The following is a 25,035-nucleotide window of genomic DNA, read 5'->3' on the forward strand; positions in this document are numbered from 1 at the left end:
AACTCCTCCGGATAAGGCTTGGGCACAGCGACATCCTTCCCACCCGCCCCACAGGGCAAGCCAGTTCAGATGTCACCCGATCGTGCGGCAGACCCCTGCCGCTCCGTGTCGAGTGCCGGCTTGCATCGGGCGGACAGTACAGCTCCGACGACGTACCCGTATACGTCAATCCGGGAGCATTCGGAGCCGCCCTGGCCAGCACTCTCGCCGTCGTACTCGTCAAAGTCCGTGAGGAGAAGCGTTGACGTACGTATCCCGCCGCACGGTCCTGCGCCGTGCCGGCTTCATCACCGCAGGCACTGTTATCGGATCACAACTGCTGACCACCCCCGGACACGCCGCGTCCGGACGTCCCGACCCCCACAAGCTGCGCGAGGCCGTACGCAGAGCCCAGGAGCGCGCCCGGCAACGCAAGGACCACGCCGGAACCGGCACCCCGTCCCAGAACGGCTGGGAGATGGAGAAGGTCGCCGACGACCGCCGCACCATCTACACCCGGCCCGTCCCCGGAACACCGCTCAAGGTCCAGGTCCGCATGGGCGATGCCGAGACCGTCCTCGTCCACGTCATCCGCCGCTTCCACTACGACATCGACCCGCTCGGCGTCCGAGGGGAGCCGCGCGCGGTCGAGGGCTGGGTGCCCGCGTCGAAGGTCCACGACCGGCACCTCCCGGAGTCGAACCGGGCGTCCGGGACAGCGATCGTCATCCGGCCGGGCTCGTACCCGCCGGGCCTGCGCGGCAGCTTCACCCCGGCCCAGGAACTGCTCATCCGGGACATCCTCGCCGACACCGAGGGCGTGGTGCGCTGGGGCGGCGACGACAAGCGCCCTCACGAGGGCCTGTTCTACGTCAACGTACGCCCCGGCGACCCGCGTCTGGCGCAGGCCGCCGCCAAGCTCAGCGTCTGGGACGCCGCCCCGGGCCGGGGCGCCGGAGTCCTCGTCGACATGGCGCAGCCGGCACGACGGCGCCGGGCCGCCCGCTGCTATCAGTGACCGGTTGTCAGCGACAAGCCATGACTGACACGTTCATCAGTGAGCTTCTTCACCGTTGCCGCTCCAGGGTGAGGATGGCTTTGGCGATTGACGTCATGCGGTTGGGACTGCACCGGGACCTGCGGAAGATCCGCCAGGACTTCAGGCGGGCCACGCCGCGCTCGACCGGTGCCCGTGCTGCGGCCAGGGCCCGGTTGACGGTCTTCTCGGTGAGGGCGAGTTCCTGCAGGGGCCTGCGTTTGATGCCCCGTGGTCACCCAGGGGCCGCTGCCCTGGTAGGCGAGATCGGCCAGGATGGGGACGCCCTGGCGCTCGCAGATACGGATGATCCGATGGGTGCGGGCAGCAGTCAGAGCGTGAGAGCGGCCCGGCAATGCGGGTGAGGGCCACAGCAGCCGGCCGCCCGGATCGGTGACCACCTGCACGTTCACCCCGTGTCGGCGGTGCTTGTGGCAGTAGTCGGCCCGTCCGTCGCCGACCCGGTCGCACTCGGCGAGCGTGCTGTCCAGCAGGGCGAAGTCGGGGTCGGCCTCGCGCAGGACCTTCAGCAGGACCGGCGCACGTTCGGCGAGCAGGTGGACGACCGCGCTGGTGTAGGCGTGGGCGGTGGACTCGCTGATTCCGAACCCGGCAGCGATCTTCGCCAGGGTGGTGTGCTCGCGCAGGTACACCAGTGCCACCATCGCGCGCTGGGACGGGCGGAGCTTGCACGGCGCGCGGAACTGGATGAGATCGAAGAACGGCTGGCCAAGGAGCTGGCGGAGGTTCGGGCTGAGCGGGATGAGCTCGCTGTCGCCGAACGGGTCCTTGAACGGGTGTCCGGGCAGCTTGCCGAGGAACGCGCCTCGGATCTGCCGGCGCCCGGGCAGGTGGCCGGACGGGCGGTGATGCTGATTCCGCACCGCGAACCGGGTGTGGAGGAGAGCGCGCTGCCGCCGGACTACCAGCGCATCCTCGCCGCCGTGCGGCAGGCCGCCGGACCGGTCATGGCCCGGCAGGTCGGCGACGCGCTGGGAATCGATGTCAGCGTGCGGTCGAAGCTGGAGCCGCTGCGCGGGAAGCTGGTCAGACTCGTCGACCGCGGCTGGCTGCGCAAACTGCCCGACGGCCGGTTCACCACCCGCCTGTGACCTGCCCCGCCGCCTGCGGCAGCGCGGCGCGGCCGTAACCACGGTGCCCTCAGCGGCCGTTGGAATTGTGTGACGAAAACCAAAAAGCGCGCCGAGGACACCTGCCCGCTTGTCTACCAGTGCCGTCTGCCACTGTCCACGCGCACCGTCAACCACCTCGCTGATCTGCTGCGACGTCACCTGAAAGTGATCCGGTCCAGGTGGCGGATCCTGCCGCCGGGGAAGATCGCGGTGATCGTCCTGGCTGTCCTGCGCCACGACCAGCGCCTGGCCGACACGGCCGGCGGCAACGACGTGTCCGAGTCCACCGTCCGCCGCTGGCGCGACGAGCTGATCGGACTGCTCGCCGCCGAGGCCCCGCGCCTGGACCGTGCCCTGAGGAAGGTCGCCCAGCAGGGCGGGGAGGTGGTCCTGATCGACGGGACCCTCATCCGCACCCAGCGCCGTACCGGCAAGGTTGACCGGCGCAACTCCTCCGGCAAGCACCGCAGCCATGGCCTGCACTTCCTCGCCCTGACCGACGAGAACGGGCGCCTGATCTGGATCTCCGCCGCCCGGCCCGGCCGCACCCACGACAACACCGCCGCCCGCCACGACCACATCCTGACCCACCTGCGCGCGGCCGGCCTCGGGGCGCTGGCCGACCTCGGCTTCCGCGGCCTGGACAACGACATCCTCGACCCCGTGATCATCACCGGCTACACCGCCAGCCGCACCCACAAGCTCACCCCCGGCGAGAAGACCGCCAACCGAGTCCTGGCCGTCGGACGCGCCCCGGTCGAGCACGGCTTCGCTCACCTCAAGAACCGGCGGACCCTGATCAAACTCCGTACCGATCCCGCCCGCGCTACCCGCCTTCTGCGCGCCTTGCTCGTCCTGACGAACCTCGACCGCTGACAGACGATCCGCTCCACAGGATGCCGCCCCCGACTTGATAGGCACTTGCCTATCCTGTGGTGGTGGCCGATGACCTTTTTCAAAGCCTTGGCCGACCCCACCCGCCGCACCATCCTCGACGTGCTCGCGGAGAAGTCCGGGCAGACACTGTTTGAGATCTGCTCGCGACTGAGCGTGAAGCGCCAGCTCGGCATCTCGCGTCAGGCGGTCTCCCAGCACCTCGCCGTGCTGGAGACCGCCGGGCTCGTTGAGACCAGGCGGGAGGGCCGCTACAAGTTCCACGACCTGAACACAGCCCCGCTGCTGCAGATCGCCGAGCGATGGCCCGCGCCCACCCCATCCGGACCAGAGAAGAGCACCCCATGAAGATCCATCTGACCAGCGTCTACGTCGACGACCAGGCCAAGGCCCTGGACTTCTACACCGAGATCCTCGGCTTCGTGAAGAAGCACGACGTGCCGCTGGGCGGCGAGGCCCGGTGGCTGACCGTCGTCTCACCCGACGCGCCCGGCGGCACCGAACTCCTCCTGGAGCCCTCCGGCCACCCGGCCGTCAAGCCCTACCGCGACGCGCTCGTCAAGGACGGCATCCCGCTCGCCCAGTTCGCCGTCGACGACGTGAAGGCGGAGTACGAGCGCCTGAGCGGCCTCGGCGTCCGCTTCACCCAGGAGCCCATGGAGGCGGGCCCCGTCACCATCGCCGTCTTCGACGACACCTGCGGCAACCTGATCCAGATCGCGACACAGCCCCAGTAGGCCGTCAGCCTCGTGCGGGGTCCGGCCGCCGCAGCGAACGGACCCTCGCCCTGGACCCCGTCAGCAGCGTGACTGCACAACCGAGGAACGGAGAACTGGCTACCCACGGCCCGCTCCCGCCGTCAAATGATCTACTCCGCAGACTCCCGCCCGCGACCAGCATGAGCACTCGGAGAGCCGATCACACCAGCCTTTTGACCTGCTACTTCACGTTGGCGGAGGCTCAGTGGAGGGGCATTCGGGCACATCCAGCGCACCGGCAGCTTCGCCGCAGCGGCGCGCCGCCGCCAGGCGATGGAGGCGTTTTGGCAGCACTGCGAGGAATGCGCCGACTGCGATCCCGCCGGCATCCCCTGCCCGAACCACGAAGCACTCTGGCTCTTCAACTAACTGCCCCGCAGCCAGCCCGGCTGGGGCGTAGGCGCGGTGCCGGCCCTGCCACTGCTCGTCGGTGATCAACTCGCGCTGGGCCTGCAGCGTCGGGCGGGCGCCGTCGACCAGGACGACATGAACGTCCGCGCGCCGGGCCGCGTTGCTCGGTCCGCTCCCCCAGCTGTGCGCGGGTGACGCCTGGCGGGGTGCGAGCCTGGTGGGCGAGGCGGTGCTTGGCGTTGATGTGCCAGATGGTCTCCCCGTTGGACCCGCCAGGCGGTGCGATGGCGGCCGGGTGCGCGACGTGCGGTCCGGCCCGGCCGCCGATGCGCCCGCGCCCATCAGCAGCACCTTCGTACCCGCCGGCGCGCTGATGCCGCGAAAGCAGTTGAAGCACACCAGCGTCTCCCGCCGTCCGTAACCGAGCGCCCTCCACTGCGCCAACGGCCGGCCCCGGATGTGCACTTCGCGCTGTGGCTGCAGGTTGTACCCCACCACCAGCAGAACGCCGTGCACCCCAACTCCCCCGGTCACCGAACGTCGCATGCGCTGAACACCGCAAGGGCACCGACGCTCCCCTCCCCTTCCAAGCCCGCCCCCTCCGCACCCCCGTTCCAAGCGGCTGCGGTTGACAGGGCGCATGCGGAGCATTGGGGGGCCGGTGGTGCACTTCTGTGCGCCCACTTGATTCACTCTCCGCAGCGACAGGTGAACTGCCCTGCGGGGTGCGGTTTGAGAAATAATCCGTGTTTTGTCTCCCACTGCATCCGCCTCTGGTGTTCTCCTGTGCGCGGTCGTCTCAAGACGGCGTGCCAGCCCTCTACTTGTGATCGCCGAGTTGGCGGCGACGTTTGGCTGCAGCAGGTCACGGTTCGTGTTGGGCCGTATGCGGGCCTGTTCATTTGGGGCTGTCCTTGAGGCGCACAACAGTCGACAGGTCTGCTGCGCGTGTGGGTGGTTGGTGGTTGTGGGCGAGTACCGGGGTCTGCAGGGGTAAGTCGCCCACAACTACGCGTTCATCTGCTGGAACGCTCGCGTCGGCCGTACTGGGGTTCCCGCGTTGTCTCTCTTGTCATTTGCGCCAGAAAAGGTGGTGCGTCACGCCGCTCGGGCTGGGCACGACCTCCATGTGGAACCGGTCTAGCAGCTGTTCGGGCGAGTCCCACAGGCGTAGCCCGGACCCGAGCTTCACCGGTGAGACGGCAACATGCATGGTGTCGACGAGGTCGGCGTCGAGGAACTCCCGGATGGTGGTCACGCCGCCGCCGAGCCGGACGTCCTTGCCTTGCGCGGCCTGCCGCGCCTGCGTGAGAACGGTGGCGGGGTCGCCGTCCACGAAATGGAACGTGGTGTCGGAGAGCGTGAACGATGGACGCTTGTGGTGGGTCAGGACGAACACCGGCGTGTGGAAGGGCGGCTCGTCACCCCACCAGCCGCACCACTTGTGGTCGCGCCACGGGCCGCGCTGGGGTCCGAACTTGTTGCGGCCCATGATCTCGGCGCCGATGTTGTGGCTGAAGTCCCGGATGAAGTAGTCGTCGAGGCCCCGGCTTCCCCCGGGCTCGGCGCGCATGGGCCAGCTCGCCGTGGCGCCGGCCCAGGCGAAGAGCCTTCCCGGATCGATGTTGTGGCCGAAAGGCCGCTCCAGGCTCTGGTCTTCGCCGGCGGCGACGCCGTCGCTCGAGATGGTGAAGTTCTGCACGCGCAGCAGCTGATCCATGGGTCCCCTCATCAGTTCTGTCGCCTCCCTGTATGGCGATGCGTCCTACACCGCAATGTCGAACGGGAGGTGGCTGGATCGACAGCGGCGCCTAAGTTCTTCCACAGCGTGCCCCGCGCGAGCGTCCACCTGCGTCGTTCGGCGGCATTCCGGTGCCCACTGGTGCGGTGCCGAGTCACCACGAGGCGCGCGGACGGCATTGCCTGCGCGGGGGCTGCCCGTCAGGCTGCGACTTGAAGGGGGGCGGCCCCCCGGGCCACCTCGCCTGCCAGCGTGTCGTTGCCATGACCGCGGACCCCACCCGCGGTCGACACCCCCGAGGCACGCTTCGGGCCGCTGAGTCAGTTCACCGTCGCCAACTCCAACCATCCCAACCACCCGGTGCAGACGTGGGCCATGCACACCTACCTGCTACTGCCCGCAGCAGGGCTGCCTCGCCCGAAGGCCCGTCGGCCGGTTCCAGGCGAATCATGTGATCGTCCAGCACTGCCAGCGATCAAGGTTTCCCCACCTTGGGCGGTTTGAGCGTCATGCAATTCTCTATCTGGGATCCTCCAGCTTGGCCATGGGTAGCGCGGAGTCCGGGATCGAGGGACCTGGTACCAGGGAGGGCTTCAAGGGAAAGGCGGTCTGTGGTGTGCTGCTGGAGCAGGGGCCCGGCATCCGGTAGCGGGGGCGGCGGCATCGTCACTCCTTTGCGGGTAGGCGGTCAAGATGGATCTTCAGGGGAGTGGAAGCCGGCCAGCTCCGACCGTTCTCCCAGTACCCCTGCACTTCTTCCAGCGGGCGGTTCTTGGTCTCGGGGGCGAGGAAGAACACGAACAGCCATGCCGCGATGGTGATGGCAAGCATGAGCAGGTAGGTGATGGTGCCGCCGGCTGCGGTAAGCAGACCGAGGAAGAACTGGGCGATGAGGAGGTTGGTTGTCAGGTTGGTCAGCAGCATCGCGGAGGCACCAACGCTACGTAGGTGCCCGGGGAATCCCTCTGCCGCGAAGATCCATACGAGGGATCCGAAACCTGCGTTGAAGCCGATGGTGAACACGGTCAGGCCGGCGAACCCGGCCGCTTCGGGCAGCGTATCGGCGAAGACGGCGACCATCAGGGCGTGGCCAGCGGCCATCAGGGCAGTGCCGGTCAAGAGCGCCGGTCGGCGCCCGATTCGGTCGATGACCATGGCACAGGACGTCGATCGTGCTGCAACGTGGTGCGCCGGTGTGGGGCGGGAGGCGAAGGCGGTCCCGCCCCACACCGGCACGTGATCAGCTGGCAGAGTGCAACTCCGTGACCAGGTCGCAGATCTCGTCCACCAGTTCGGCGGACATGTGCGAGTACAGCGGCAGCGTGATCATGGTGCTGGGAACAGCGGCACCGTCCTGGCCTGCAGTTCCTGGCCAGCACCGGCCGGCACCACGGCGTGGAGAGCCTGGAGGAGAGCCGGGTGCTGCTAGCCCTGGACTTCGCCGGCGACGTGGTCGACGTCGTCTCGCAGCCGCTGAAGATCTCCTTCACAACCTGCGGGAAACGCCGCACCCACACCCCTGACTACCTCGCGGTGACCCGCCGCGGCGTCTGGCTGGTCGACGTACGCCCCGAGCCCCTGATCAAGGAGGCGGACCGGGAGTCGTTCGCCGCGGCGATTGACGCCGACATCACCGTCCATCTCGCGCGTCGGCTCCACGAGTGCTGAACGAACGTCTGCTGAGGGCGGCAGGGGCATGACGGGGGCGGTGACGGGCCCGCCCCCGGGCAGGCACCGCCCCCGTCGCGGGCGTCACAGCGCGCTGAAGTCGCTCTCCCCCGGTCGGCGGCAGCCAGTGATGGCCTCCAGGGGGATTTCCCCGATGAAATCCATTTCCCGGGTGCGGCCGACGGGAGCGATGACGGCCGCGGTCGCGGTCTCCAGGGACGTGCTGTTGGCGTAGACGGTCGGCTTGGTCAGGATCGCGCTCCGCGCGGGCGGCGCGGCGAATTTGTGCCAGCCGCTGACCTGGATCTTGTAGATGTGCCGGTCGTTGCTGGCGTACCCGCCGCAGTCCTCGTTCTGCGCCGTGGAGACCAAGGTCCGCTTGGGGCTGCTGATATGGGCCCGGGCGTAGGCGATCGGGTCCTGAAAAAACAGGGCGAGTTCGTCCTTGACGGTCGTGGGGTTGCGGGACCTCATCCCCTTCGCCTGCCGGATGTCCTTGGGAGAGCGCCCATCGGCTCGGTAGACGACCAGGCTTTTCGATCCGACGAGCGTGTACCCGTGCGCGGGGGTGTCGGAGGGCGCCTGCGCGGGCTCCGCGGCGGCCGACGTCTGCCCGGCCGAGTTGGTCTGGTCGGCGCTGGAGGTCTGCGCGGCCGAGTTGGTCTGGTCGGCGCTGGAGGTCTGCGCGGCCCCGCCGAGCCTCAGCCTGTCGGGCTTTTTCGGTACGGGCGGCGGCTTCCTGGACGCGGTCTGTACGGCGACCGGGCCGCCGCGACCCTCGTGGGCGGCACCGGCGGCGGGGGCAGTCCGTAACTCCACGGCGCGTTGCACATCGAGCGGTGCCTGCATGACACGCTGCGCGTTGACCTCCGCGGCGCGTTCGAACTTGTCGGAAGCGTCGGAGACGCGCAGTCCGTTGCCCATGTCCGTACCGGCCACAGGACCCTGACGCTGCTGGATGACATGGGTCAGTTCATGGGCGAGGGTGTGCTTGTCCCCACCGTCGGCGCCGATGACGACATGGCGGCCGGACGTGTAGGCGCGGGCACCGACCTCGGTGGCCGACGCACGGGCGGCGTTGTCGTCGTGGACGCGCACGTCGGAGAAGTCCGCGCCGAGCCGCGCCTCCATTTCCTGGCGCAGTGGCTCGCCGAGGGGCTTTCCGGCGCTGCGGAGCACGTCGTGGACGGCGGAGCGCTGCACCGGTGCGGGCGAGGTCGCGATCTCCTGGTGGTTGTCCTGGTGGCCGCAGCCGGCGCCGTGCTCGTGCTGTTCCCGGGCCCAGGGGTGGCCGGCGCCGCGGAGCATCTGGACGACCGCGGCGTTGCCCGCAGCGGCCTGTAGGCCGAGCAGGCCATGCTGCGCGGGCGGGGCGGATGCGGGCCGACGGGCAGGGATACGGCTGTTGCCCGCCCCGGTGTGGGAGCCGGCCTTCTCGTGATCGTGCACGGGAGCCCCTCTTCTGGCGTGAGACCGTCAACTTCCCTGGATATGTGGCGGGCAGCCGCAGGCGCAAGGTAGGGGCGGGCAGCATGCGGTGACCGGACGGGCACATCCGATACCGCGATGATCCGCGTGTGGGCCGGCCTGTTCTCGCCAGGGGGAGAACAGGCCCCGCGGTCCAGGGTGCAGCTGCTCGTAGACGTCATCCGGCACATTGATGCCCATTTCGTGTCGGGCCGCGCCCGCATCCTGAGCGTTCATGACGTCTCCCCCCCTGGTTCGGGGAGCTGGCAAGGCAGGTGCGACGGCGGAGCAGCACAGGCCTTGGCGGAACAGCTCCTCATCCGGCGTCTCCCACGGCAGCGGCGTGGCCCGTGGCAGGTCGACGGTTCCCACACGCGCTCTCGGCCGGCCCGGCGCCCGGCGGCGCTCGTCTTGTCACCAGCAGCCCGCAGAGCAGGACCGGTGTCACCAGCTCCGGCGCTCCACCAGTCGCCGGAGCTCCCCGCGCCCCCGGTGGCCGGCCCAGCACGTCCTGTCGGCGCTCCCGATGACAACAGGCCTGCCTTGGTAACAGCTATCGTGCTCGGCTCACCACTGCGTGACCGGTCCAACTTCGATGACAAACAATCCAACTTCGATGCCAAAGGACACGGGCTGCCTCTGTCCCGTCTCCAGAAATCCGGTCCCTGTCTCAAGTGACCTGGTCTGATTCGTTTGCGATCTCAGGTGACCTGGTCCGCCGACGTCAGTAGTTGTCCTGCCTCACCGAGCTTTGACCGGTGGCTCACCTTTCCGTTCCCGCTCGCGCGGCCAGTCGGGCGGCGCTCAGGCTGAGGTGGTGCCGCTCCGGGAGACTGGTAGTGCGGCGGGCAGCGGTGCGGTAGTCGGCGATGGCGGCCTCCCTCTCCCCGGCGAGTGCGTGCAGATGGGCGCGGACGGCGTACAGCCGGTGGTGGCCGGCGAGCGCGGGCGGTGGGTCGGCGAGCAGGGCGAGGCCGGCGGCGGGGCCGTCCACCATGGCGGCGGCGACCGCCCGGTTCAGGGTGATCAGCGGGTTGTCTGAGATGCGGGCGAGCACCCCGTACAGAGCGAGGATCTGCGGCCAGTCCGTGTCGGCGGCGGTGGGCGCCTCGTCGTGGACGGCCGCGATGGCCGCCTGCACCTGGTAGGGGCCGACCGGGCCGCGCGGCAGGGCATCGGTGATCAGCGAGACGCCCTCGGCGATCGCGGCTGTGTCCCAGCGGCTGCGGTCCTGCTCGGCGAGAGGGACGAGTTCGCCGTCCGGGCTGGTCCGTGCGGGCCCGCGCGCCTCGGTGAGCAGCATCAGCGCGAGCAGGCCGGCCACTTCGGCGTTGTCCGGCAGCAGCGTGTGGACGGCCCGGGCCAGGCGGATCGCCTCCCGGGAGAGTTCGACGCGCCGCAGCTTGGGGCCGATGCTGCTGGCGTAGCCCTCGTTGAAGATCAGGTAGAGGACGTGCAGCACCGCGTCCAGCCGGGCCGGCCACTGGGCGTCATCCGGCATCCGGAACGGCACCCCAGAGTCCTTGATCCGCTGCTTGGCCCGGCTGATCCGCTGACCCATGGTCGCCTCGGGGACGAGAAATGCGCGGGCGATCTCGCCCGTGGTCAGCCCGCCGACCGAGCGAAGGCTGAGCGCGATCGCCGAGGCCGGCGACAGCACAGGGTGGCAGCACAGGAACAGCAGCGTGAGGGTGTCGTCGTGCGCACCCTCGTCTCCAGCGTCGGCTCCCGGTGCGGACCGCCGGTCGGCCGGGATCTGCCCGGCCACCAGCTCCTCGCGCCGACGGCGGGCCTGCTCGCTGCGGACCTGCTCGGTCATCCGGCGACTGGCGACCTGAACCAGCCAGCCGCGCGGGTTGCGCGGCACACCCTCGGCTGGCCACTGGGTGGCGGCATCCAGCAGGGCCTCCTGGACGGCGTCCTCGGCGGCGGCGAAGTCCCCCCAGCGGCGGGTGAGCACACCGACGACCTGCGGCGCGAGCGTGCGCAGCAGGTCGTCGGCGGCTGGTTCGAAGGTCGTCATAGGGGGTGTTCACAGCTCGGTGGGCGGGACCGCCATGACTTGGCGCACCTCGATCGGCATGTTGAGCGGCCGCCCACCCGGGCCGGGAGCGGCGGAGACGGCGGCGGCGATCTCGATCGCCCGCTGCTCGGTGTCGCAGTCCACGATCCACCAGCCGGCCACCCACTCCTTGGATTCCGGGAACGGCCCCTCGGTGACGACCGGCGCGCCGCCGCTGTGGGAGCGCACGATCCGGGCGGTCTCCGGCATGGCCAGGCCCTGGGCGTCGACCAGCTCACCGGCGGCGGCCAGGCCGGCATTGGTCTGCTTCATGAACTGGATGTGGGCCTGGATCTCCTCGGGCTTCCACTCGTCGAGCTTGGGGAAGTCGACGCTCTTCTCGCTGAACTGCATCAGCAGCATGTACTTCATGATTCTGCTTCCTCGTTCGTCGTGCCCACCCCGGGCGGGGGCCGTCACGGGTAGGTAGAAGCACGCCCAGAGTTTTCGACATCCTCGGCGGGAATCCGACAAAAAAACTTAAGCGGCCACCCCCCGCGAGGGGGACGAGCCCGCAGCGGCCCCGCGACCCTCAGCGCCTGCGCAGCCGCAGCGAGCGTGCCACCAGCCGACCACGGGCGCATCGCGACCCAGCGTGTAGAGCCGACATCGCGGTCGATATCGCCTCGCGCACCATCTGCGCGGCCATCCTGCGACTGGCCGGCACGCGCGAAGGCGATCGACGCCGCTTTGCGAGGTGCCCATCGAGCGAATCATCGAGGCCCGGCGGAGGCTGTTGCCGGAGCTGATGCATTACCGCGCCTTCCTGGACTCGCTCGCACCGGACTTCATCGAGATCAGCGAGGTACAGGACCCCGAAGTGAGAGCAGCCAAGCTGCGCAACCACGTGGAGAGCCAGATCGCGCAGCCGGTTCAGACGATGGAACGGGAACTCGGCCGACTCGGCCTGCAGCCCGTACGAGCAGTCCTGAGCCTTCAGACGCTGGCGCCACCGACAGCGTTGGGATCGTTGGCCGACGCTGTTCATGCCCCCTCCAGCGTCACCAGCGCAGGTGTGGTTGCCGGTTGCCTCGTCGGTGCAGCGAACAGCGCCTTCGATCACGCAATTCCTCACCGGCAGCGTCAGCTTCCCCGCCCGTGTGTTCGGTCTGGACGAGTTCGGGTGAGTTCATCGCCCGGCGGGCACGGCCTCCACGTCGCTGCGCAGGGCCCGCTCCTCTGCGTCGGCCAGCCAGAAGAAGATCGGCGGCAGGCTCAGCTCGATCACCGCCAGCGCGATCTGGAACCACTGCGGCCAGCCATGCACGGCGAGCGAGAGCAGTCGGCCCACACCGCCCAGCAGGAAGACGCCGGCCAGCCACCGCACCGCCGGAGCTGGGATCGGACGCTGCCGCGCGGCCCAGAGCCAGGCCAGCCCGTAACCGACGAAGCTGGCCCCCATGAACCGGCCCCAGCTGTCGACCGTCGGGCCGGCGGAACCAGCTCCGGGGATAGCCGCGTTGCCGAGTGCCACGTGGAACAGGCCGATCGTCACGCAGGCCCAGCCCATCAGCTGTGTGAGTATGCGCAGAGCCCTGGCCATATTCCCCCCAAGCCGTCTTGGCGGAGCTTAGTTGACATGCGTCTACTACATTGAGGGCGCTAGTAGACGAATGTCAACTAAACTTCGTTCGTGCCTCCCCGCCAGCGACTCACCCCCGCCGACCGCCGCGCCCAGCTTCTCGCCGTCGGCGCACGGCTCTTCGCCGCACGCCCGTACGCCGACGTGCTGATGGAGGAGGTTGCCGAAGAGGCCGGTGTCTCCCGGGCCCTGCTCTACCGGCACTTCCCCAGCAAGCACGCCCTCTTCGCAGCCGTCTATCAGCAGGCGGCGGACCAGCTGCTTGCCCAGACGCGGCTCGATCCCGCCGACTCCCTGGTCAAACAGCTCATCCAGGGTATGGACGTCCACCTCGACTACTTCGTGGCGAACCGCAACGCCGTCCTCGCCGCGAACCGGGTCCTCGCGGGCGACCCGGTGATCCAGACGATCATGACGAATGAGCTGGACGCGCTCCGTGCGCGGCTGCTGGCCGTACTCCCGCTCGCGGACGAGAGCGCCCGCGAGGCCGTGTCCGGCGTCCTGAAGAGCTGGCTGGTCTTCGTCCAGGTCCTCTGCGTCGACTGGCTCACACACGAGAGCTGTACCCGCACCCAGCTGCGCGACGTCTGCATCGGGGCGGTCCTCGGCGCCCTCCGGCCGCTGCTCGCCGAGGATCCCGCCTCCGACTGGCCGCCCCAGGGGCCCGGCGCGGGTGCCTAGTGCCGGATTCCGCTTTTGGTGGGTATAGGTCCTGGTAGCGGGGCGGTTGCGGGTGCTCGGGGGCGGGTCAGCCCCTGCGCGAGTGGATGGACCGCCTCGCCCAGTTCGCGATGGCCAAGGCGGGCCTGGCGGAGGCCATCCGCCAGGCCACCAGCGCACCGGGGAGTTAGGCGAAACCGGGCCACTCGCCCGTGACCTCCGCAGCCGAAGTCCTGCTCCGCGCCAACGAGGAGGCCGGAACCATCCGGCCGGGGGTGACCGCGGACGATTTCTTCCTCGCCATCGCCGGCCTGTGGACGATCGACCCCCACGGGGACTGGCAGCCGCGCGCCCGCCGCCTCCTGGACCTGGTCATGGACGGACTCCTCGCGGGAGCGCCCGGACAGTGACCGCTGCCCCGCCCGCGCGGGCGGGTGCGGGAGCGCCCGGTGGGGACAGCCGCTCGTACGACGCCGGTTCTCCAGACCGCCTGTCGGGAACGGCAGTGATCTACGAGTAGGGACCGTCCCCTGGCGTGGAGCCGGTGGCACACGTTGGGGAGGGAGCTCTGACGCCCGGCCTGTGAAGGGGGTAGTGGGCAGCGGTGCGCTGGATGGCCAGCAAGGCGGCATCGTCGGTCGGCTGCCCGCCGGTGTGGGCGATCAGGTCTCGGTGGATGTGGCGCAGCAGGGCTTCAGGGCTGGTTGCGGGGAAGGACGCGACCCGCTCTGCGAGCGGGTAGAACGCACGGGTTGGCGAGCGGGCCTCGATGACGCCATCGGTGTAGAGCACAAGGATGTCACCCGGCTCGAAGGTGAACGGATCGGCGTGGTGCGTCCAGGGCGGTCGGCCTGTGGAGCCCACACCGCACATGCCCAGCGGAGGTGCGGGAGAACCCGAGTGCAGGACCCTCACCTCGTGATCGTGCAGCAGCAGGGGCGGGGGGTGACCGCAATTGATCATTTCGGCCTGTGGGTCGAGATCGGGGATGTCGAGTAGAAGAGCGGTGATGAAGTGCTCGCCACGGTCGTGCTCGACCTCGGCGACCTCCTCCAGGTTCCGGCAGACGCTCTCCTCGATGGCCGACACCAGCTCTGGCAGGGTGGCGTACCGGTGAGCACCCTCGCGGAACGCGGAGAGGACCACCGAAGCCTCGCCGATCGAGGCAAGGCCCTTGCCCCGGACGTCACCCATGATGGCCCGGGTGTGGGAAGGGAAACCACGGGCGACCGCGAACAGGTCGCCCCCGATCTGCGCTTCGTCCTCGGCGGACAGGTACAGATGGGCCACCCGCAGCGGCCCGATCCGACGGGGCGGCGGGCGCAGCAGCACTCGCTGTGCCGTCTCCGCCACCGAACGCGCCAGGCTGAGCTGCTGGCTGCGCCGCTCCTGCACAACGCGCACGAAGACGACCAGAGTGGAGAGCACCGTCAAGGCGATGATCTGCGCGATGTGGTTGGTCGTGGTCAGCCCGCCGTGAAGGACGGCGATGAATATCTGGGCGGCCACGGCCCAGGCGCCGGCCAAGGCGGTGAGCCGGGGCCCTGCCAGGGAAGCGGCAAGACCGGGCGCGATCGCGAGGAGCGGCCCCAGATGGACGCTTTCCGGGGACTGGATGTCGATCCCCGTGATCACCGCGATCAAGGCAAACGGAAGGGCCACCAGTCGGCGCCCGGAAGGGTGCCTCAGGAGGCGGTCCATCAGCCTGACGACGGACATAGGTACCGTGTGGCCGGATTTTCGCGACACATGTCAGGGACGGCACTGTTTCACGGCGCCTGGTGGAGTCGTCGACGTGACTCACAGGGCCGCGGACACAGCACAGCCGGCGCCACATCGGCACAGGCAAGCTCCCCGCTCGCGGGCCGTCCGAAGTCGGCCGACGCCGACCGACAACGGCACACGGCACACGGCACACGGCACACGGCACACGGCACACGGCACACGGCATGTGAACCGGTCAGAGCCGTGGCTTGTTCTGTCCGGCGGTGCGTCGACGCTTGATCTGGACAGCCTGGTGGGCTCCGGGCAAGAGGAGGCTGTTCACGGTGGCGACCTTGATCCGGCGGATCTCCGAGCGGCCGTGGCCGATGCCCCGGGTGCGTTTCTGCAGCGGAATGTCCTTCCAGGGAACGGACTGGAGCTGTCGGCGCAGCGCTACGGCGCGGAAGGCCGGCCTGGTGTGCGGGGTGTCTCCTCGCGCAGGCCGTCGCCGGGCCACAAGGGTCCTGCGGCCTCGGTCCAGGCCAGGTGCCAACGCACCTGGGCCAAAACGGCCTGGCGATCCTGGGTGCTGTAGGAGTGGAAGTCCTGGGTGTCGGGGTCGAAGACCTTCACGACGGTGTGGGGGCCGCCGCAGATCAGGGTGCGTTCGATGGTGGGCAGTCCGAGGCTGAGGGCGTCGCAGCCGCCGCTGCGGATGAGCTGCACCAGGTCAGTGATCACCGTGTGCCAGTCGGCGACGTCGGGCCAGTCGGCGCCGCCGTTCAGTTCGTGAGTGAGGGTGGCCAGCGGCACGATCTCGCCTGGTTGGCGGCCCCGGGTGAGGCGGTCGTGGATGCGGGCGCCGTCGGGCTGTGTGATGCGGGGATGGAGCAGGCTGGCCGCAGCGACGAGGGAGGTGTTGACCTCCCGGGCGGGGGCCGGGTAGTAGGGCTCGTGGGCGAACAGCATGTACACCTTGTTCGCCCTCGACCGGGGGCGGTCGGGCACATCAGGAGCACGCGTGTGCTCCGTGGACGATGACGCGGACGTCGACTCGTTCATGCCGTCCTTCCGTTATCTGTTGCAGGTGACAAGCGCCGCAGGGGGTGCAGCGGCCGTCGGGGTGGACGTGCGCGGTATGCGGGGCGCATTCGGCGCAGCGGCCAGCCCAGGCAGGCCAGGCAGGCCAGGCAGGCCAGGCAGGCCAGGCAGGCCAGGCAGGCCAGGCAGGCCGGGCAAAGGTCTTCGCCGGGGCGATGGTGGGAGCGCCGCAGCCGGCCGACTCGACGAGCCGGGTGAACGCCGCCATCAGCCCGCGCCGGATCCCCGCCCCGCAGCGGCTCATCGCACGCACCGCCAGTGCCCAGTCGTCGATGCTCTGGGGCCAGCCTGCGGGCACAAGGTCACCGCAGCCGCCGGGCGAGGAGGGGTCCGCGAGAGCCATGCCCTCAGCTCACCCGGCATCCCCGACCAGATGGACGGCCACAGCCCCCGACCACCGGTCACGATCGGGCAACAAGGCGCGCTTACTTGCCGTGGTCGGGTTCATGGCCGGGCCGACCACGCCTGCCGTGCCCTTGGGGCGGGCGGCTGCGTCATCACACTACGCAACGGCGCCCACCCCGTTGCGCATGAGACTGCGCAACGAACTCTTGGCTGTCGGCGGGCATAGGCGGCTGTCTGATCGGTCCATGCCATAGGCGTGGTGTTGTTGCGTCTTTGGGCCTGGTAGTGGGCGGTAATGCTCCGGTGGGCGGGGCTGGCATCGCCGACCTGGAGGGAGGAGGCTGGGGGAGCGAAAAGCCGCACATGCCTGGGAGGTGCCGGCATGACGATCCTCCTGGGCGGGGCTGAATTCCCGCAGCTGCGCCCGTTTGAGTCGGCGGACGAGGCGGGGGTGCTGGAGTTGCTCGCGGCGGACCGGCTGCCGGGCCAGCCGGCGTGTTCTACGCGGATGCTTGCCGACGCCGTAGCCGGCCGCTCGGCTACTGACCCCGCCGGGCGGGCAGCGTTGGAGGGGCCGGTCGTCACCACGGTGCTGTGTGCGCCCGGCGGCGGTATCGCGGGCGTCGTCTGCTGCGCCGGGCGCCCCAGCGACGGCCCGCCGTTGTTGCTGTGGTTGCACTGTCGTGAGGACTTCTCCACGGCTCAGGCTTTGATCGCCCAGGCGCTTCAGTGCTGTGCTGCCGGGCCGCTGCATGCCTTCACGCTGGCGTGTGCTCTGACCCGAGGCCTGGTCGGTCTGCCGGAGCGCCACCGTCGGGTCACCGGGGAAGCTCTTCGAGCCGCGGGTTTCACGAGCTGGGGCCGGTGCCGCTACCTGCGTGCCGAGCTGCCCGTCGCAGGCCTGCCCCACCTCGCCGACGTCCAGATGAACGACACCGCCGCACCGCCGGGCAAGCACCTGGAGGTCCGTCGCCGCGGCCGCGTCCTGGCCCAGGCCGCCCTGGAGAGTCCCATCGGCGATGGGGTCGGCTTGATCCGCAGCGTCACCGTCGCCCCGCACGCCCGCGGCCAGGGCCTGGGTCTGGGCCTGCTCGGCAACGCGCTGGACGTTCTCACCGGCCTGGGCGCCCGCGAGGCGATCGTCTACCTGGACGAACTCCCCGCCGACCCGGAACGGGACCCGGTCGCCGCCCTGCGCACGTACGCGGCTTCCGACTTCACCGAGGTCGATCGGCTGCTCACGTTCACCAGGACGCCGGCGCCGCGTTAGCGGGCGTGGGCAAGATCCGCCCACTGGCGCTCCTCCTGACCGCGGGCCGGGCCGCCGACAGCCCGCAGTTCATCCTCGTGCTGAAAAAGATCCGGACCCGCCGGGGCCGTGCTGTCCGCCCTGCGCAAGTCCCTCCCCCTGGTCGACGGCACCGAAGAACTGAGCACCGGGCACGGCGACGACTGGCTCGGAATTCCGTTGCGGTTCACCGCCGGCCAGCCCGTAGCGTGCCTGCCCGACCTCGACGCGAATGAGGACGCGCAACTGTCCGCAGCCGCAACCAAGCTCCGTACCGCCTACCAGGCGCTACGGCCCTCCTGACCCCACCCTCGACCCGCTTGGAGATGACGTGAGAACCCCCACCGTCACCCGGCTGCAGGCCGCGGACGCCAGCGTGACCGTCCTGAGCAACACGCCCTCCGTCACCAACTGGGCCCGCCGCTACTTCGGGTCCTGGTGGCACGCGTTCGAGGTCCCCGCCGAAAGCGTCCGCGCCGGCCCACTCGTCACGGCCGACATCAACGACGGGATGTACGCCCACCTGCTCACCCTGGTGACCAGCTGTCCTCACGACGAAGTCACCTACGCCAAGGCCCGGCTGCTGCTCGCCCGGGACAGCACGGGCACCATCACCGGCGTCTCCCCGAAGAGGGCCTCGCCTACCGTTTCGAGCAGCTCAGCGGCCACGTCACCATCGCTGGGCGTACGTCCGAGGCGCTCGCCCTGGCAGCGGCCCGGATCGCACGGGAGATGATCCGGGCCGCCCTGCTGCGGGACGGGTGGACCCTCCTGCACGCCTCCGCCGTCGTCCGCGACGACCAGGCCCTGCTCGCCTTCGGTCCCAAAGGGTCGGGCAAGACCACCACGGCGCTGCTGCTGGCCAGCCGCGGCGCCCAGCTCCTCGCCAACGACCGGGTGTTCGTCAAACCCGTGGACGGTGAGCTGCGGCTGCTGCCGTGGCCCTCGGCGGCGGCCATCGGGCTGGGCCTGCTCGATGCCCTCGGTCTGTACGACATCGTGCGCGAACGGCTCCAGGCGGGCGAGCAGCTCCACCCCACACAGCACCAGGACGTCACCGACGCGCTCCTGGCCGGCCGACGCAAGCCGCTGTGGGAGCAGCGCGGCAAGCGAGAGAAGAAGGTGCAGGTCTTCCCCGACCAGTTCTCCACCTGGTTCGGCATGGAACTGGCGACCGGCGGGCACGTAGCGGCGTTGCTGTTCCCCCGCATTGCCCCCTGCGCCGTCCCGGCCGTGGTCGACGGCGCCCGGACCCTCGGCGAGGACGACTTCATGAGCGGCGCCACCGAGGACCGCTACCCGGACCACTTCGGACTCGCCCCCGGCATCAACGGCGGCGGCGATGATCTGGCCCGTGTCACCGTCACCGGCCAGCTCGCCGCGCTTCCGCACCACCAGGTCGTCCTCGGCCATGACGTCCAGGCCAATGCGGAACTCCTCACCAAACTCGCAGGCGTCCTATGAGGGCACGGTCCCGTAGCCGCTACCGAACCACCCGACCTCTCCGGGGACGTCATCCAGCGCCCTCCCCCGTGCTTCGTGTCCCGTCGCAGAGCGTCTGGTCCGCGGAACCGGCTCAGACCTGGAGCGACCAGATCAAGTGAGACTGGCGGCGCCAGGAATCTCAGGTGATCTGGTCCGAGGAAAGTGAATGCCCGTGGCCGTCTCAGCTGATCTGGTTCGGCTGAGGCGTTTCGAACTGGTGCCGCGCCTGGGTGGTCAGTACAGGCGAGGGAGACCCGATCCGGGAGCAAAGCGGCGTCGATCGCCTTCGTGCGTGCCGGCCAGTCGCAGGATGGCCGCGCAGATGGTGCGCGAGGCGATATCGACCGCGATGTCGGCTCTACACGCTGGGTCGCGATGCGCCCGTGGTCGGCTGGTGGCACGCTCGGTGCGGCTGCGCAGGCGCTGAGGGTCGCGGGGCCGCTGCGGGCTCGTCCCCCTCGGGGGGTGGCCGCTAAGTTTTTTTGTCGGATTCCCGCCGAGGATGTCGAAAACGCTGGGCGTTGTCGACATCGGCCGTGGGTCACTGAGACTGGTACCGGTCACGGGAGCCCGCGTACTCCCGGCGGCGCCTCTTCCTTCGCCGGCTGAGACCGCCGTCGCGGTCGGTGATGGCGGTTGGTGCCATCGATGTCTCCTCGTTGTTTTCGTACAACCCCGTGCGGCTGTGCAACTGCGTGGTCGTGAGAAGCGGACCAGCGCCGGTGAAAAGACTGTCGTCCGAGCGATGGCAGGGGACAACGCAATCGGTTGTCCGTTCTCCGGGCACGGGCGTGGTCGCATGGTCGACTCAACCAGTGGTCGCCCAGAAGGCACATACTCCGGTGACGCCTCTCCATACGCATGCGTACCGAGTCGGTGAGCTCTGCCGAGCGCGGCCATGTCCCACGGCGCTGCCCGAGGCCCTCGTGGTGTCTGCGAGCGGATGGACACGCTCAACCGCCCCGCACACCCCACCACTCCGCAGACCGCCGCTCGCTGGTTCGGGGCGGATGGGCTAACGTCTCCGCCGCTGCCCACCGTGGCGCACAACGCGAGGAGAACCATGTTAGAAAAGAAGCACATCGGAGCAGTCGTTGCCGCCGGGTTGCTGGCCGTCGGTACAGCCGTGGTGGGGGCCCTTCCCGCATCGGGCGCCACAACGCTGCCGGTGACCGCCTACCAGGAGGAGGGCGACGCCACCTCGGTGATCGACGCGAGCGCCGCCGCCCTCAGCCGCGTCGGCGTGGACGGCGTCAACATAAATTCCCAGGGTACGAAGGTGACTTCGCCGAGCTCCGACGCCCGCGCGCAGCTCGCCCGCGCCCACTCCCTCGGTCTGAAAGCCGACCTGCTGATCGGCAACTTCAGCGAGTCCCTGGGGGACTTCGACGAGGCCGCAGCCAACCGGATGCTGTCCAGCACCGCCAACATCAACGCGGTCGTCTCCACACTGAGCAGCGCGGTCGCTTCGCAGGGGTGGGACGCGGTCACCATCGACCTGGAGTCCCTCCAGGCCCGCGACACCGCGGGGCTGACGAAGTTCGCTACGGCGCTGAAGAAGGCGCTGCCGGCCGGGAAGACGGTTGGCATCGATGTCACCACCTTCACCTCGCTCGACGAGTTCGCGCAGAACGGCTACGACCTGACCGGCCTGGGCAAGGCCGTCGACACCGTGGCGCTCATGGCGTACGACGAGCACGGCTTCGGTGACTCCGGCCCCGGACCGGTCGGTGAGCTGTCCTGGCAGAAGCGGGGACTCGACCTGCTGCTCAGCAAGGTGCCGGCGAACAAGGTCGACCTGGGGGTAGCGGGTTACGGCTACGCCTGGTCGCCCAACGGCGATGTCAAGCAGGTCGGCGACAAGCAGGCCCGCGACATGGTCAGCAAGAACGGCGCCACGGCCCGCTACGACACCACCGCAGGAGAGTGGACGGCCACCCTCGGCGACGGCACCGTGCTGTGGTGGTCGGACGCGCGCTCGCTCGCCGCCCGGCGCACGCTCGCCGCGAACGAGGGCGTCCACGGCCTGGCCGTCTGGGACCTGGGGCTGTCGGACACCATCACGTCCTGACAGCGGGTCATTGCGTGTGACCTACGGCCCCGGGGCCGTAGGTCTACGTTAGCCGTGGAGACCGATCCCGCGCGAGGCATGTTACGGCCCCGCGAGCGGGCCAACGAGGAGAGCACCCCGTGACCGACGCGACCGCTGCCGCCGCTGCCCTGACCCTTCTAGGGCGTGTGTCAAAAGTGGCTGGTTGTGACTCTGTGGCCTGTGTTTCTATGCCGGAGTGAACATCGAGAGCTCTGGGGTGCCTGTTGAGAGGCCGAGCCGCCGGGTCCGGCAGAGGGTTGATGGCGATGTTGAGGAGTGCGTGCGGGTCCTCGCGGAGGTCCATCAGCTTGACGGCTATCCGGTGAACTGGCCTGATCAGCCCGGCGAGTGGCTGTCACGCGGTCCCCTGCTGGGTTCCTGGGTTGCCGAACTCGAAGGCCGCCTGGCTGGGCATGTCAGTTTGTCGCAAGGCGGCGAAGGCGATCTGGCCCCGATGTTGTGGAGCGAGCGGAACGGGGCGACGCGAGGTATGACCGCCGTGGTCAGCAGGCTGTTCGTTGCCCCGCCGGCAAGGGGACATCGGATCGGCGCACTGCTGATTGGCCAAGCAGTGGAGGAAGCGCGGCGTCGTGGCCTGCATCCGGTGCTCGACGTCGTCGCATCCGATACCGCAGCGACAGCCCTGTATGAGCGGCTGGGCTGGAAGCTGATGGCTACAGTCGAGCAGCAGTGGAGCCCGCACCAGACGGTGGCCATCCTCTGTTACGCAGCGCCATCGTGACGTGGCCAGTCACAGCCACTCGTTGATGGCCGCGCAGGAAAGCGTTGCCGCCGAAGATGTCGCTGACAGCGAGCTGGTAGTCGCCCAGCTTCGTGGAGGCCAGGCCCGTGCTGATCTCGGGCAGGGAGGTGGCCGCGGCCAGGACCGTGGCTCCGAAGAGCACGCCGCTGAGGCCCTGGCGGGCGAAGAATTCTTCGCCGCTGCGCTCGATGACGACGCCGGCTACGAGGGTGGCCAGAGCCGCGGCACCGAAGGTGAGCGCCGCTCGGCCAGTGCCGACGCCCTGGTCGGTGGCGGCCTTCTCCTTCTTCCCCTTGGAGTGGCCGCGTGGTTCCGGCTGGCTGTCGGGCGCGTCGCCGCCTTCTCGCCAGGGCAACCCGCGACCGGCCCGGTTGAGCAGCATCAGCCCGATCAGCCAGATCGCGGCGATCGCCAGGGAGGCGGGGGCCAGGCGGGCGGCGTGCAGGCCGGGTGAGAGCTGGGTGCCCATCACGACGACGGCCAGGACGACCACGACGAGCGCGCCCTCCAGGACGAGTTGGAGACTCGCGGCCAGGCGGGTCAGTGGGGCGCGCGGCCGTACGCCGGCGGCGTCCAGGATGGCCAGGACGACGGTCTGGATGGCGATGCCGCCGAGGATGTTGCCGACGGCGACGTCGAGTTGGCCAGCCAGGGCGGCGCTGACGGTGATGGCGATCTCGGGCAGGTTCGTGGCGATCGCGAGGAGGATCAACCCGCCCAGCGCGCTGCCCAGGTGAAGGCGTTCAGCGAGCACGTCCGTGTTGTCGGACAGCTTGATGCCCGCGTACCAGATGACGGCCGCACTGGCCGCGAACAGCAACAGCAGCACCGGTGAGCTCAAAGATCCCATGCCGCAGCAAGTACCCGATGACGGCCCCGGCACGGTATCTGTGCGGCTTTCGTGTCTGGCAGGTGCATCACACTGGGTGGCCCGCGCGGGCAACGGTGCGACGGTCCTGGCTGGCCGCCAGCACGTCGGGAAGCGGCAAAGAAAGCGCCTGGGCCAGTTCCGTGAGCTCTTCGGCCGTCGGGCGGATCGGTCCGACGGCTCCGTCTTCGACGAACGCTTTGATGCGAGGGACGCGGATGCTGGTTGCATAGCCGAGCGCCTCGGCACTCAGGCGCTGGCGCCGCATGGCGTCTGCGAGCAACGCGGTCAGGTCCACTGGTCGACCTCCTTCAGCCGGCATGGCGACGGTGCACCCCGGATGTGCCCGCCTTCTGCGTGGCTGGGCACACGTGTCCCGTATGCCCAGTCCGCGCTGTGGCCTGAGCGAGCAATGGCTGCGGGTCTAGCTCCGCGGCGTTTGGGCGGGAGCTACCGCATCGGCGAGCACGAGAAGATCACTGCCGTCGGACATTGTGGTGACGGTATGTCCGAGCTGGACCAGCAACCCTGATACTGCGGCCTGCACGATCACTTTCATGCTGTCGTCGCCCGCAGCGCGACCGGCTCGTTCACGAACCAGCGAGGTGAACCCGTCCGAGGTGGCCCAGCTGACCACAGCGCCCGTGGCCACTTCGACCACACGCAGCCCCGGAACACCGGTGTCCGCATCACCCAACACATGAAAGCCGGCCCGGCTCAGGGCAGAGCTCACCTGCAAGACCAACTCGGCAGGGGCGCATGACATCAGAGCCGCTTGGCCGCAAGGACACAGTCATGCCACCGGATCACTTGTGACGTTGACGGCTGCCGGAACGAGAAGTGCCACGGCCACGACCCGGGCCAAGCTGGGAGTGGTCGTCACGAGACCTTCACACGAGATGGCTGCTGGCCAGGGGTCGAGGGGAACCCGGTCACGTGCTGCCGATCGGAGGGATGTTTCGTTGTGATCGCCGTCGCCGTGTTGCTGCTGCCGGTGCTGGGCCTGCTGCTGTACGGGATGGACCGCATCGAGGACCAGATGGCGGGCAGGAGGCGGGTGGCACGGCATGCCCGGGGCCGTCATCTGCGCCTGGTCCACAGCAGCACGAGCCAGCCGCGTGGTCCGGTTGATCGTTCCCAGCGGCGCCTCGACGCGGCGTGATGACATCCGCATGACAACGGATCGCCCGGGCTACTCGCCGTGGACGGGGTTCGGAAGCCAGCCCCGCCGAGCTCTCCGAGCGCAGCTCGGGGAGCTCAGTACATTCCAGCCAAGGTGCTGTGACGTCCCCGTGGCCAGGGATGCGTCAAGGGACGCGGGGCAGGCGAACATGCGTCCCCGCTCCGATGACATCTACGGTGATGTGCATGGCCTGCCCCGCGTTCCCTGGCCGAGAACCCGGCGTTGGTCCCGGCGTCGACGACCTCGTGCAGGAGGTCGAGCAGCTGCGCGCGGAGAATGAGCAGCTGCAGTGGGCGGTCGCTTCCCATGCGGTGGTCGATCAGGCCATCGGGGTCCTCGTGATGATGGCAAGGATCAGCCCGGAGGACGGATTCACCGTGCTGCGGGAGGTCTCACAGCACACCAACACCAAGTTGTCTTCGATCGCCGAGCAGATCATCAAGCACGCGCAGGGCGCCGGTTTGTCCGAGACGGTCCTGTCCGAGCTCCAGGCTGCGCTCGCCCGCAGGAAGTGACCGGAGCAGGCGGGTGCCGCGCGGCGGTGGAGCGGGAGCGTGCGTCAGGCGGGGGGACGGCCGGCCACGGCGCCGTTCGGATCGTCGAGGAGCGCAAGGCGGGCGGTGATGCGTTTGCCGACCGGCTCGCGCTGCGCTTCGAAGCCTAGACCACTCTCGTCGTCGCCGGAGACGGCGCGGGGTCCAAGCGAGCCAAGGCCGAAGATCTCGGTATCCGCCTGGCCACCCCCGACGAATTCGCCGCCATGGTCGCCGACTACCTCAACTAGTGCCGCATCAGGCAACGTTCGCCTTCTTCACGACCTCGCGGAGGCGTTCGTCGGCGGCGTGTTTGTTCCGCCAGATGATGTAGCGGCGGAT

26 protein-coding genes and 6 pseudogenes are annotated in these 25,035 nt (G+C 69.3%); 16 read left to right on the forward strand and 16 right to left on the reverse strand.

Annotation, left to right across the window (positions count from 1 at the left end; genetic code table 11):
- Window positions 1-241: 241 nt before the first annotated feature.
- Complete coding sequence (locus AB0A61_RS39235; protein WP_361303894.1) at window positions 242-997, forward strand: hypothetical protein; 756 nt, start codon at window positions 242-244, stop codon at window positions 995-997.
- Window positions 998-1,046: 49 nt separating this feature from the next.
- On the opposite strand, the pseudogene AB0A61_RS39240 reads toward AB0A61_RS39235, so the two are convergent.
- Window positions 1,047-1,680: pseudogene (locus tag AB0A61_RS39240) on the reverse strand (transposase family protein).
- On the opposite strand from AB0A61_RS39240, the gene AB0A61_RS39245 reads away from it, so the two are divergent.
- From AB0A61_RS39245 to AB0A61_RS39260, 4 genes are all read left to right on the forward strand, one after another.
- Window positions 1,651-2,127: a hypothetical protein gene (locus tag AB0A61_RS39245; protein ID WP_361303897.1), complete on the forward strand. Its 477-nt coding sequence runs from the start codon at window positions 1,651-1,653 to the stop codon at window positions 2,125-2,127. The pseudogene AB0A61_RS39240 and the gene AB0A61_RS39245 sit on opposite strands and share 30 nt — an antisense overlap.
- Window positions 2,128-2,196: 69 nt before the next feature.
- Window positions 2,197-3,024 (forward strand): transposase family protein, encoded by an 828-nt coding sequence (locus tag AB0A61_RS39250; protein ID WP_361303900.1) that lies wholly within the window; start codon window positions 2,197-2,199, stop codon window positions 3,022-3,024.
- A 69-nt stretch (window positions 3,025-3,093) separates the two neighbouring features.
- Window positions 3,094-3,390, forward strand: a complete 297-nt coding sequence (locus tag AB0A61_RS39255) for a metalloregulator ArsR/SmtB family transcription factor (protein ID WP_361303903.1) — start codon at window positions 3,094-3,096, stop codon at window positions 3,388-3,390.
- Window positions 3,387-3,779: a VOC family protein gene (locus AB0A61_RS39260; RefSeq protein ID WP_361303906.1), complete on the forward strand. Its 393-nt coding sequence runs from the start codon at window positions 3,387-3,389 to the stop codon at window positions 3,777-3,779. The genes AB0A61_RS39255 and AB0A61_RS39260 overlap by 4 nt, the downstream gene beginning before the upstream one ends.
- A 207-nt stretch (window positions 3,780-3,986) precedes the next feature.
- On the opposite strand, the gene AB0A61_RS39265 is transcribed toward AB0A61_RS39260, so the two are convergent.
- Both AB0A61_RS39265 and AB0A61_RS39270 read right to left on the reverse strand, forming a co-directional pair.
- On the reverse strand, window positions 3,987-4,667 hold the full coding sequence (locus tag AB0A61_RS39265; RefSeq protein WP_361303909.1) for a hypothetical protein: 681 nt from the start codon (window positions 4,665-4,667) through the stop codon (window positions 3,987-3,989).
- Window positions 4,668-5,223: 556 nt separating this feature from the next.
- A complete protein-coding gene (locus AB0A61_RS39270) occupies window positions 5,224-5,871 on the reverse strand; it encodes a dihydrofolate reductase family protein (RefSeq protein WP_361303912.1) in 648 nt (215 codons plus the stop codon).
- Window positions 5,872-6,189: 318 nt separating this feature from the next.
- Between AB0A61_RS39270 and AB0A61_RS39275 the strand changes: the two are divergent.
- Window positions 6,190-6,282 (forward strand): annotated as a pseudogene (locus AB0A61_RS39275) (IS630 family transposase); the annotation flags it as partial.
- A 276-nt stretch (window positions 6,283-6,558) separates the two neighbouring features.
- Here the strand turns inward: AB0A61_RS39275 and AB0A61_RS39280 are convergent.
- Window positions 6,559-7,128 carry an MFS transporter gene (locus AB0A61_RS39280; protein WP_361303915.1) on the reverse strand — a complete coding sequence of 190 codons (570 nt, stop codon included), beginning with the start codon at window positions 7,126-7,128 and terminating at the stop codon, window positions 6,559-6,561.
- Between the two features lie 183 nt (window positions 7,129-7,311).
- Here AB0A61_RS39280 and AB0A61_RS39285 point away from each other — a divergent pair, with 183 nt between their 5' ends.
- Complete coding sequence (locus tag AB0A61_RS39285; protein WP_361303918.1) at window positions 7,312-7,560, forward strand: hypothetical protein; 249 nt, start codon at window positions 7,312-7,314, stop codon at window positions 7,558-7,560.
- Window positions 7,561-7,644: 84 nt separating this feature from the next.
- Here the strand turns inward: AB0A61_RS39285 and AB0A61_RS39290 are convergent, their stop codons facing one another.
- From AB0A61_RS39290 to AB0A61_RS39310, 5 genes are all read right to left on the reverse strand, one after another.
- Complete coding sequence (locus tag AB0A61_RS39290) at window positions 7,645-8,958, reverse strand: DUF4157 domain-containing protein (RefSeq protein ID WP_361303963.1); 1,314 nt, start codon at window positions 8,956-8,958, stop codon at window positions 7,645-7,647.
- Window positions 8,959-9,790: 832 nt separating this feature from the next.
- Window positions 9,791-11,050, reverse strand: coding sequence for a DUF6596 domain-containing protein (locus AB0A61_RS39295; RefSeq protein ID WP_361303921.1), 1,260 nt, complete (start codon window positions 11,048-11,050; stop codon window positions 9,791-9,793).
- Window positions 11,051-11,059: 9 nt separating this feature from the next.
- A complete protein-coding gene (locus tag AB0A61_RS39300; RefSeq protein ID WP_361303924.1) occupies window positions 11,060-11,461 on the reverse strand; it encodes a YciI family protein in 402 nt (133 codons plus the stop codon).
- 160 nt (window positions 11,462-11,621) lie between these two features.
- Window positions 11,622-12,077, reverse strand: coding sequence for a hypothetical protein (locus AB0A61_RS39305; protein WP_361303927.1), 456 nt, complete (start codon window positions 12,075-12,077; stop codon window positions 11,622-11,624).
- Window positions 12,078-12,218: 141 nt separating this feature from the next.
- On the reverse strand, window positions 12,219-12,632 hold the full coding sequence (locus AB0A61_RS39310) for a DUF4345 domain-containing protein (RefSeq protein WP_361303930.1): 414 nt from the start codon (window positions 12,630-12,632) through the stop codon (window positions 12,219-12,221).
- Window positions 12,633-12,722: 90 nt separating this feature from the next.
- Between AB0A61_RS39310 and AB0A61_RS39315 the strand changes: the two genes are divergently transcribed.
- A complete protein-coding gene (locus AB0A61_RS39315; protein WP_361303933.1) occupies window positions 12,723-13,352 on the forward strand; it encodes a TetR/AcrR family transcriptional regulator in 630 nt (209 codons plus the stop codon).
- A 74-nt stretch (window positions 13,353-13,426) separates the two neighbouring features.
- Window positions 13,427-13,741 (forward strand): annotated as a pseudogene (locus AB0A61_RS39320) (TetR/AcrR family transcriptional regulator); the annotation flags it as partial.
- 100 nt (window positions 13,742-13,841) lie between these two features.
- On the opposite strand, the gene AB0A61_RS39325 reads toward AB0A61_RS39320, so the two are convergent.
- Both AB0A61_RS39325 and AB0A61_RS39330 read right to left on the reverse strand, forming a co-directional pair.
- Window positions 13,842-14,966: a PP2C family protein-serine/threonine phosphatase gene (locus AB0A61_RS39325; RefSeq protein WP_361303936.1), complete on the reverse strand. Its 1,125-nt coding sequence runs from the start codon at window positions 14,964-14,966 to the stop codon at window positions 13,842-13,844.
- A gap of 522 nt (window positions 14,967-15,488) precedes the next feature.
- On the reverse strand, window positions 15,489-16,004 hold the full coding sequence (locus tag AB0A61_RS39330; RefSeq protein WP_361303939.1) for a hypothetical protein: 516 nt from the start codon (window positions 16,002-16,004) through the stop codon (window positions 15,489-15,491).
- A gap of 859 nt (window positions 16,005-16,863) precedes the next feature.
- Between AB0A61_RS39330 and AB0A61_RS39335 the strand changes: the two genes are divergently transcribed.
- From AB0A61_RS39335 to AB0A61_RS39355, 5 genes and pseudogenes are all read left to right on the forward strand, one after another.
- Window positions 16,864-17,751, forward strand: a complete 888-nt coding sequence (locus tag AB0A61_RS39335; protein WP_361303942.1) for a GNAT family N-acetyltransferase — start codon at window positions 16,864-16,866, stop codon at window positions 17,749-17,751.
- Window positions 17,752-17,859: 108 nt separating this feature from the next.
- Complete coding sequence (locus tag AB0A61_RS39340; protein WP_361303969.1) at window positions 17,860-18,072, forward strand: hypothetical protein; 213 nt, start codon at window positions 17,860-17,862, stop codon at window positions 18,070-18,072.
- Between the two features lie 28 nt (window positions 18,073-18,100).
- Window positions 18,101-19,233, forward strand: a pseudogene (locus AB0A61_RS39345) (hypothetical protein).
- A 1,084-nt stretch (window positions 19,234-20,317) separates the two neighbouring features.
- A complete protein-coding gene (locus tag AB0A61_RS39350) occupies window positions 20,318-21,325 on the forward strand; it encodes a glycosyl hydrolase family 18 protein (protein ID WP_361303945.1) in 1,008 nt (335 codons plus the stop codon).
- Window positions 21,326-21,626: 301 nt separating this feature from the next.
- On the forward strand, window positions 21,627-22,088 hold the full coding sequence (locus AB0A61_RS39355) for a GNAT family N-acetyltransferase (protein WP_361303966.1): 462 nt from the start codon (window positions 21,627-21,629) through the stop codon (window positions 22,086-22,088).
- On the opposite strand, the gene AB0A61_RS39360 is transcribed toward AB0A61_RS39355, so the two are convergent.
- The 3 genes from AB0A61_RS39360 to AB0A61_RS39370 form a co-directional block, all read right to left on the reverse strand.
- Entirely contained in the window at window positions 22,021-22,959 is a 939-nt protein-coding gene (locus AB0A61_RS39360; protein WP_361303948.1) for a hypothetical protein, read from the reverse strand. The genes AB0A61_RS39355 and AB0A61_RS39360 overlap by 68 nt on opposite strands.
- A 67-nt stretch (window positions 22,960-23,026) precedes the next feature.
- On the reverse strand, window positions 23,027-23,275 hold the full coding sequence (locus AB0A61_RS39365; protein ID WP_361303951.1) for an XRE family transcriptional regulator: 249 nt from the start codon (window positions 23,273-23,275) through the stop codon (window positions 23,027-23,029).
- Between the two features lie 126 nt (window positions 23,276-23,401).
- A complete protein-coding gene (locus tag AB0A61_RS39370; protein ID WP_361303954.1) occupies window positions 23,402-23,710 on the reverse strand; it encodes a hypothetical protein in 309 nt (102 codons plus the stop codon).
- 231 nt (window positions 23,711-23,941) lie between these two features.
- Here AB0A61_RS39370 and AB0A61_RS39375 point away from each other — a divergent pair, with 231 nt between their 5' ends.
- Both AB0A61_RS39375 and AB0A61_RS39380 read left to right on the forward strand, forming a co-directional pair.
- The gene (locus tag AB0A61_RS39375; RefSeq protein WP_361303957.1) at window positions 23,942-24,139 is read left to right on the forward strand and encodes a hypothetical protein; all 198 of its coding nucleotides are present in this window, start codon (window positions 23,942-23,944) and stop codon (window positions 24,137-24,139) included.
- A gap of 206 nt (window positions 24,140-24,345) precedes the next feature.
- Window positions 24,346-24,675 carry an ANTAR domain-containing protein gene (locus tag AB0A61_RS39380; protein WP_361303960.1) on the forward strand — a complete coding sequence of 110 codons (330 nt, stop codon included), beginning with the start codon at window positions 24,346-24,348 and terminating at the stop codon, window positions 24,673-24,675.
- A 44-nt stretch (window positions 24,676-24,719) separates the two neighbouring features.
- Here AB0A61_RS39380 and AB0A61_RS39385 read toward each other — a convergent pair.
- Both AB0A61_RS39385 and AB0A61_RS39390 read right to left on the reverse strand, forming a co-directional pair.
- Window positions 24,720-24,821: pseudogene (locus AB0A61_RS39385) on the reverse strand (ATP-binding protein); the annotation flags it as partial.
- A 130-nt stretch (window positions 24,822-24,951) separates the two neighbouring features.
- Window positions 24,952-25,035 (reverse strand): annotated as a pseudogene (locus AB0A61_RS39390) (transposase); the annotation flags it as partial.

It is taken from the genome of Streptomyces sp. NPDC046197 (assembly GCF_040646295.1).
GTDB lineage: Bacteria > Actinomycetota > Actinomycetes > Streptomycetales > Streptomycetaceae > Streptomyces.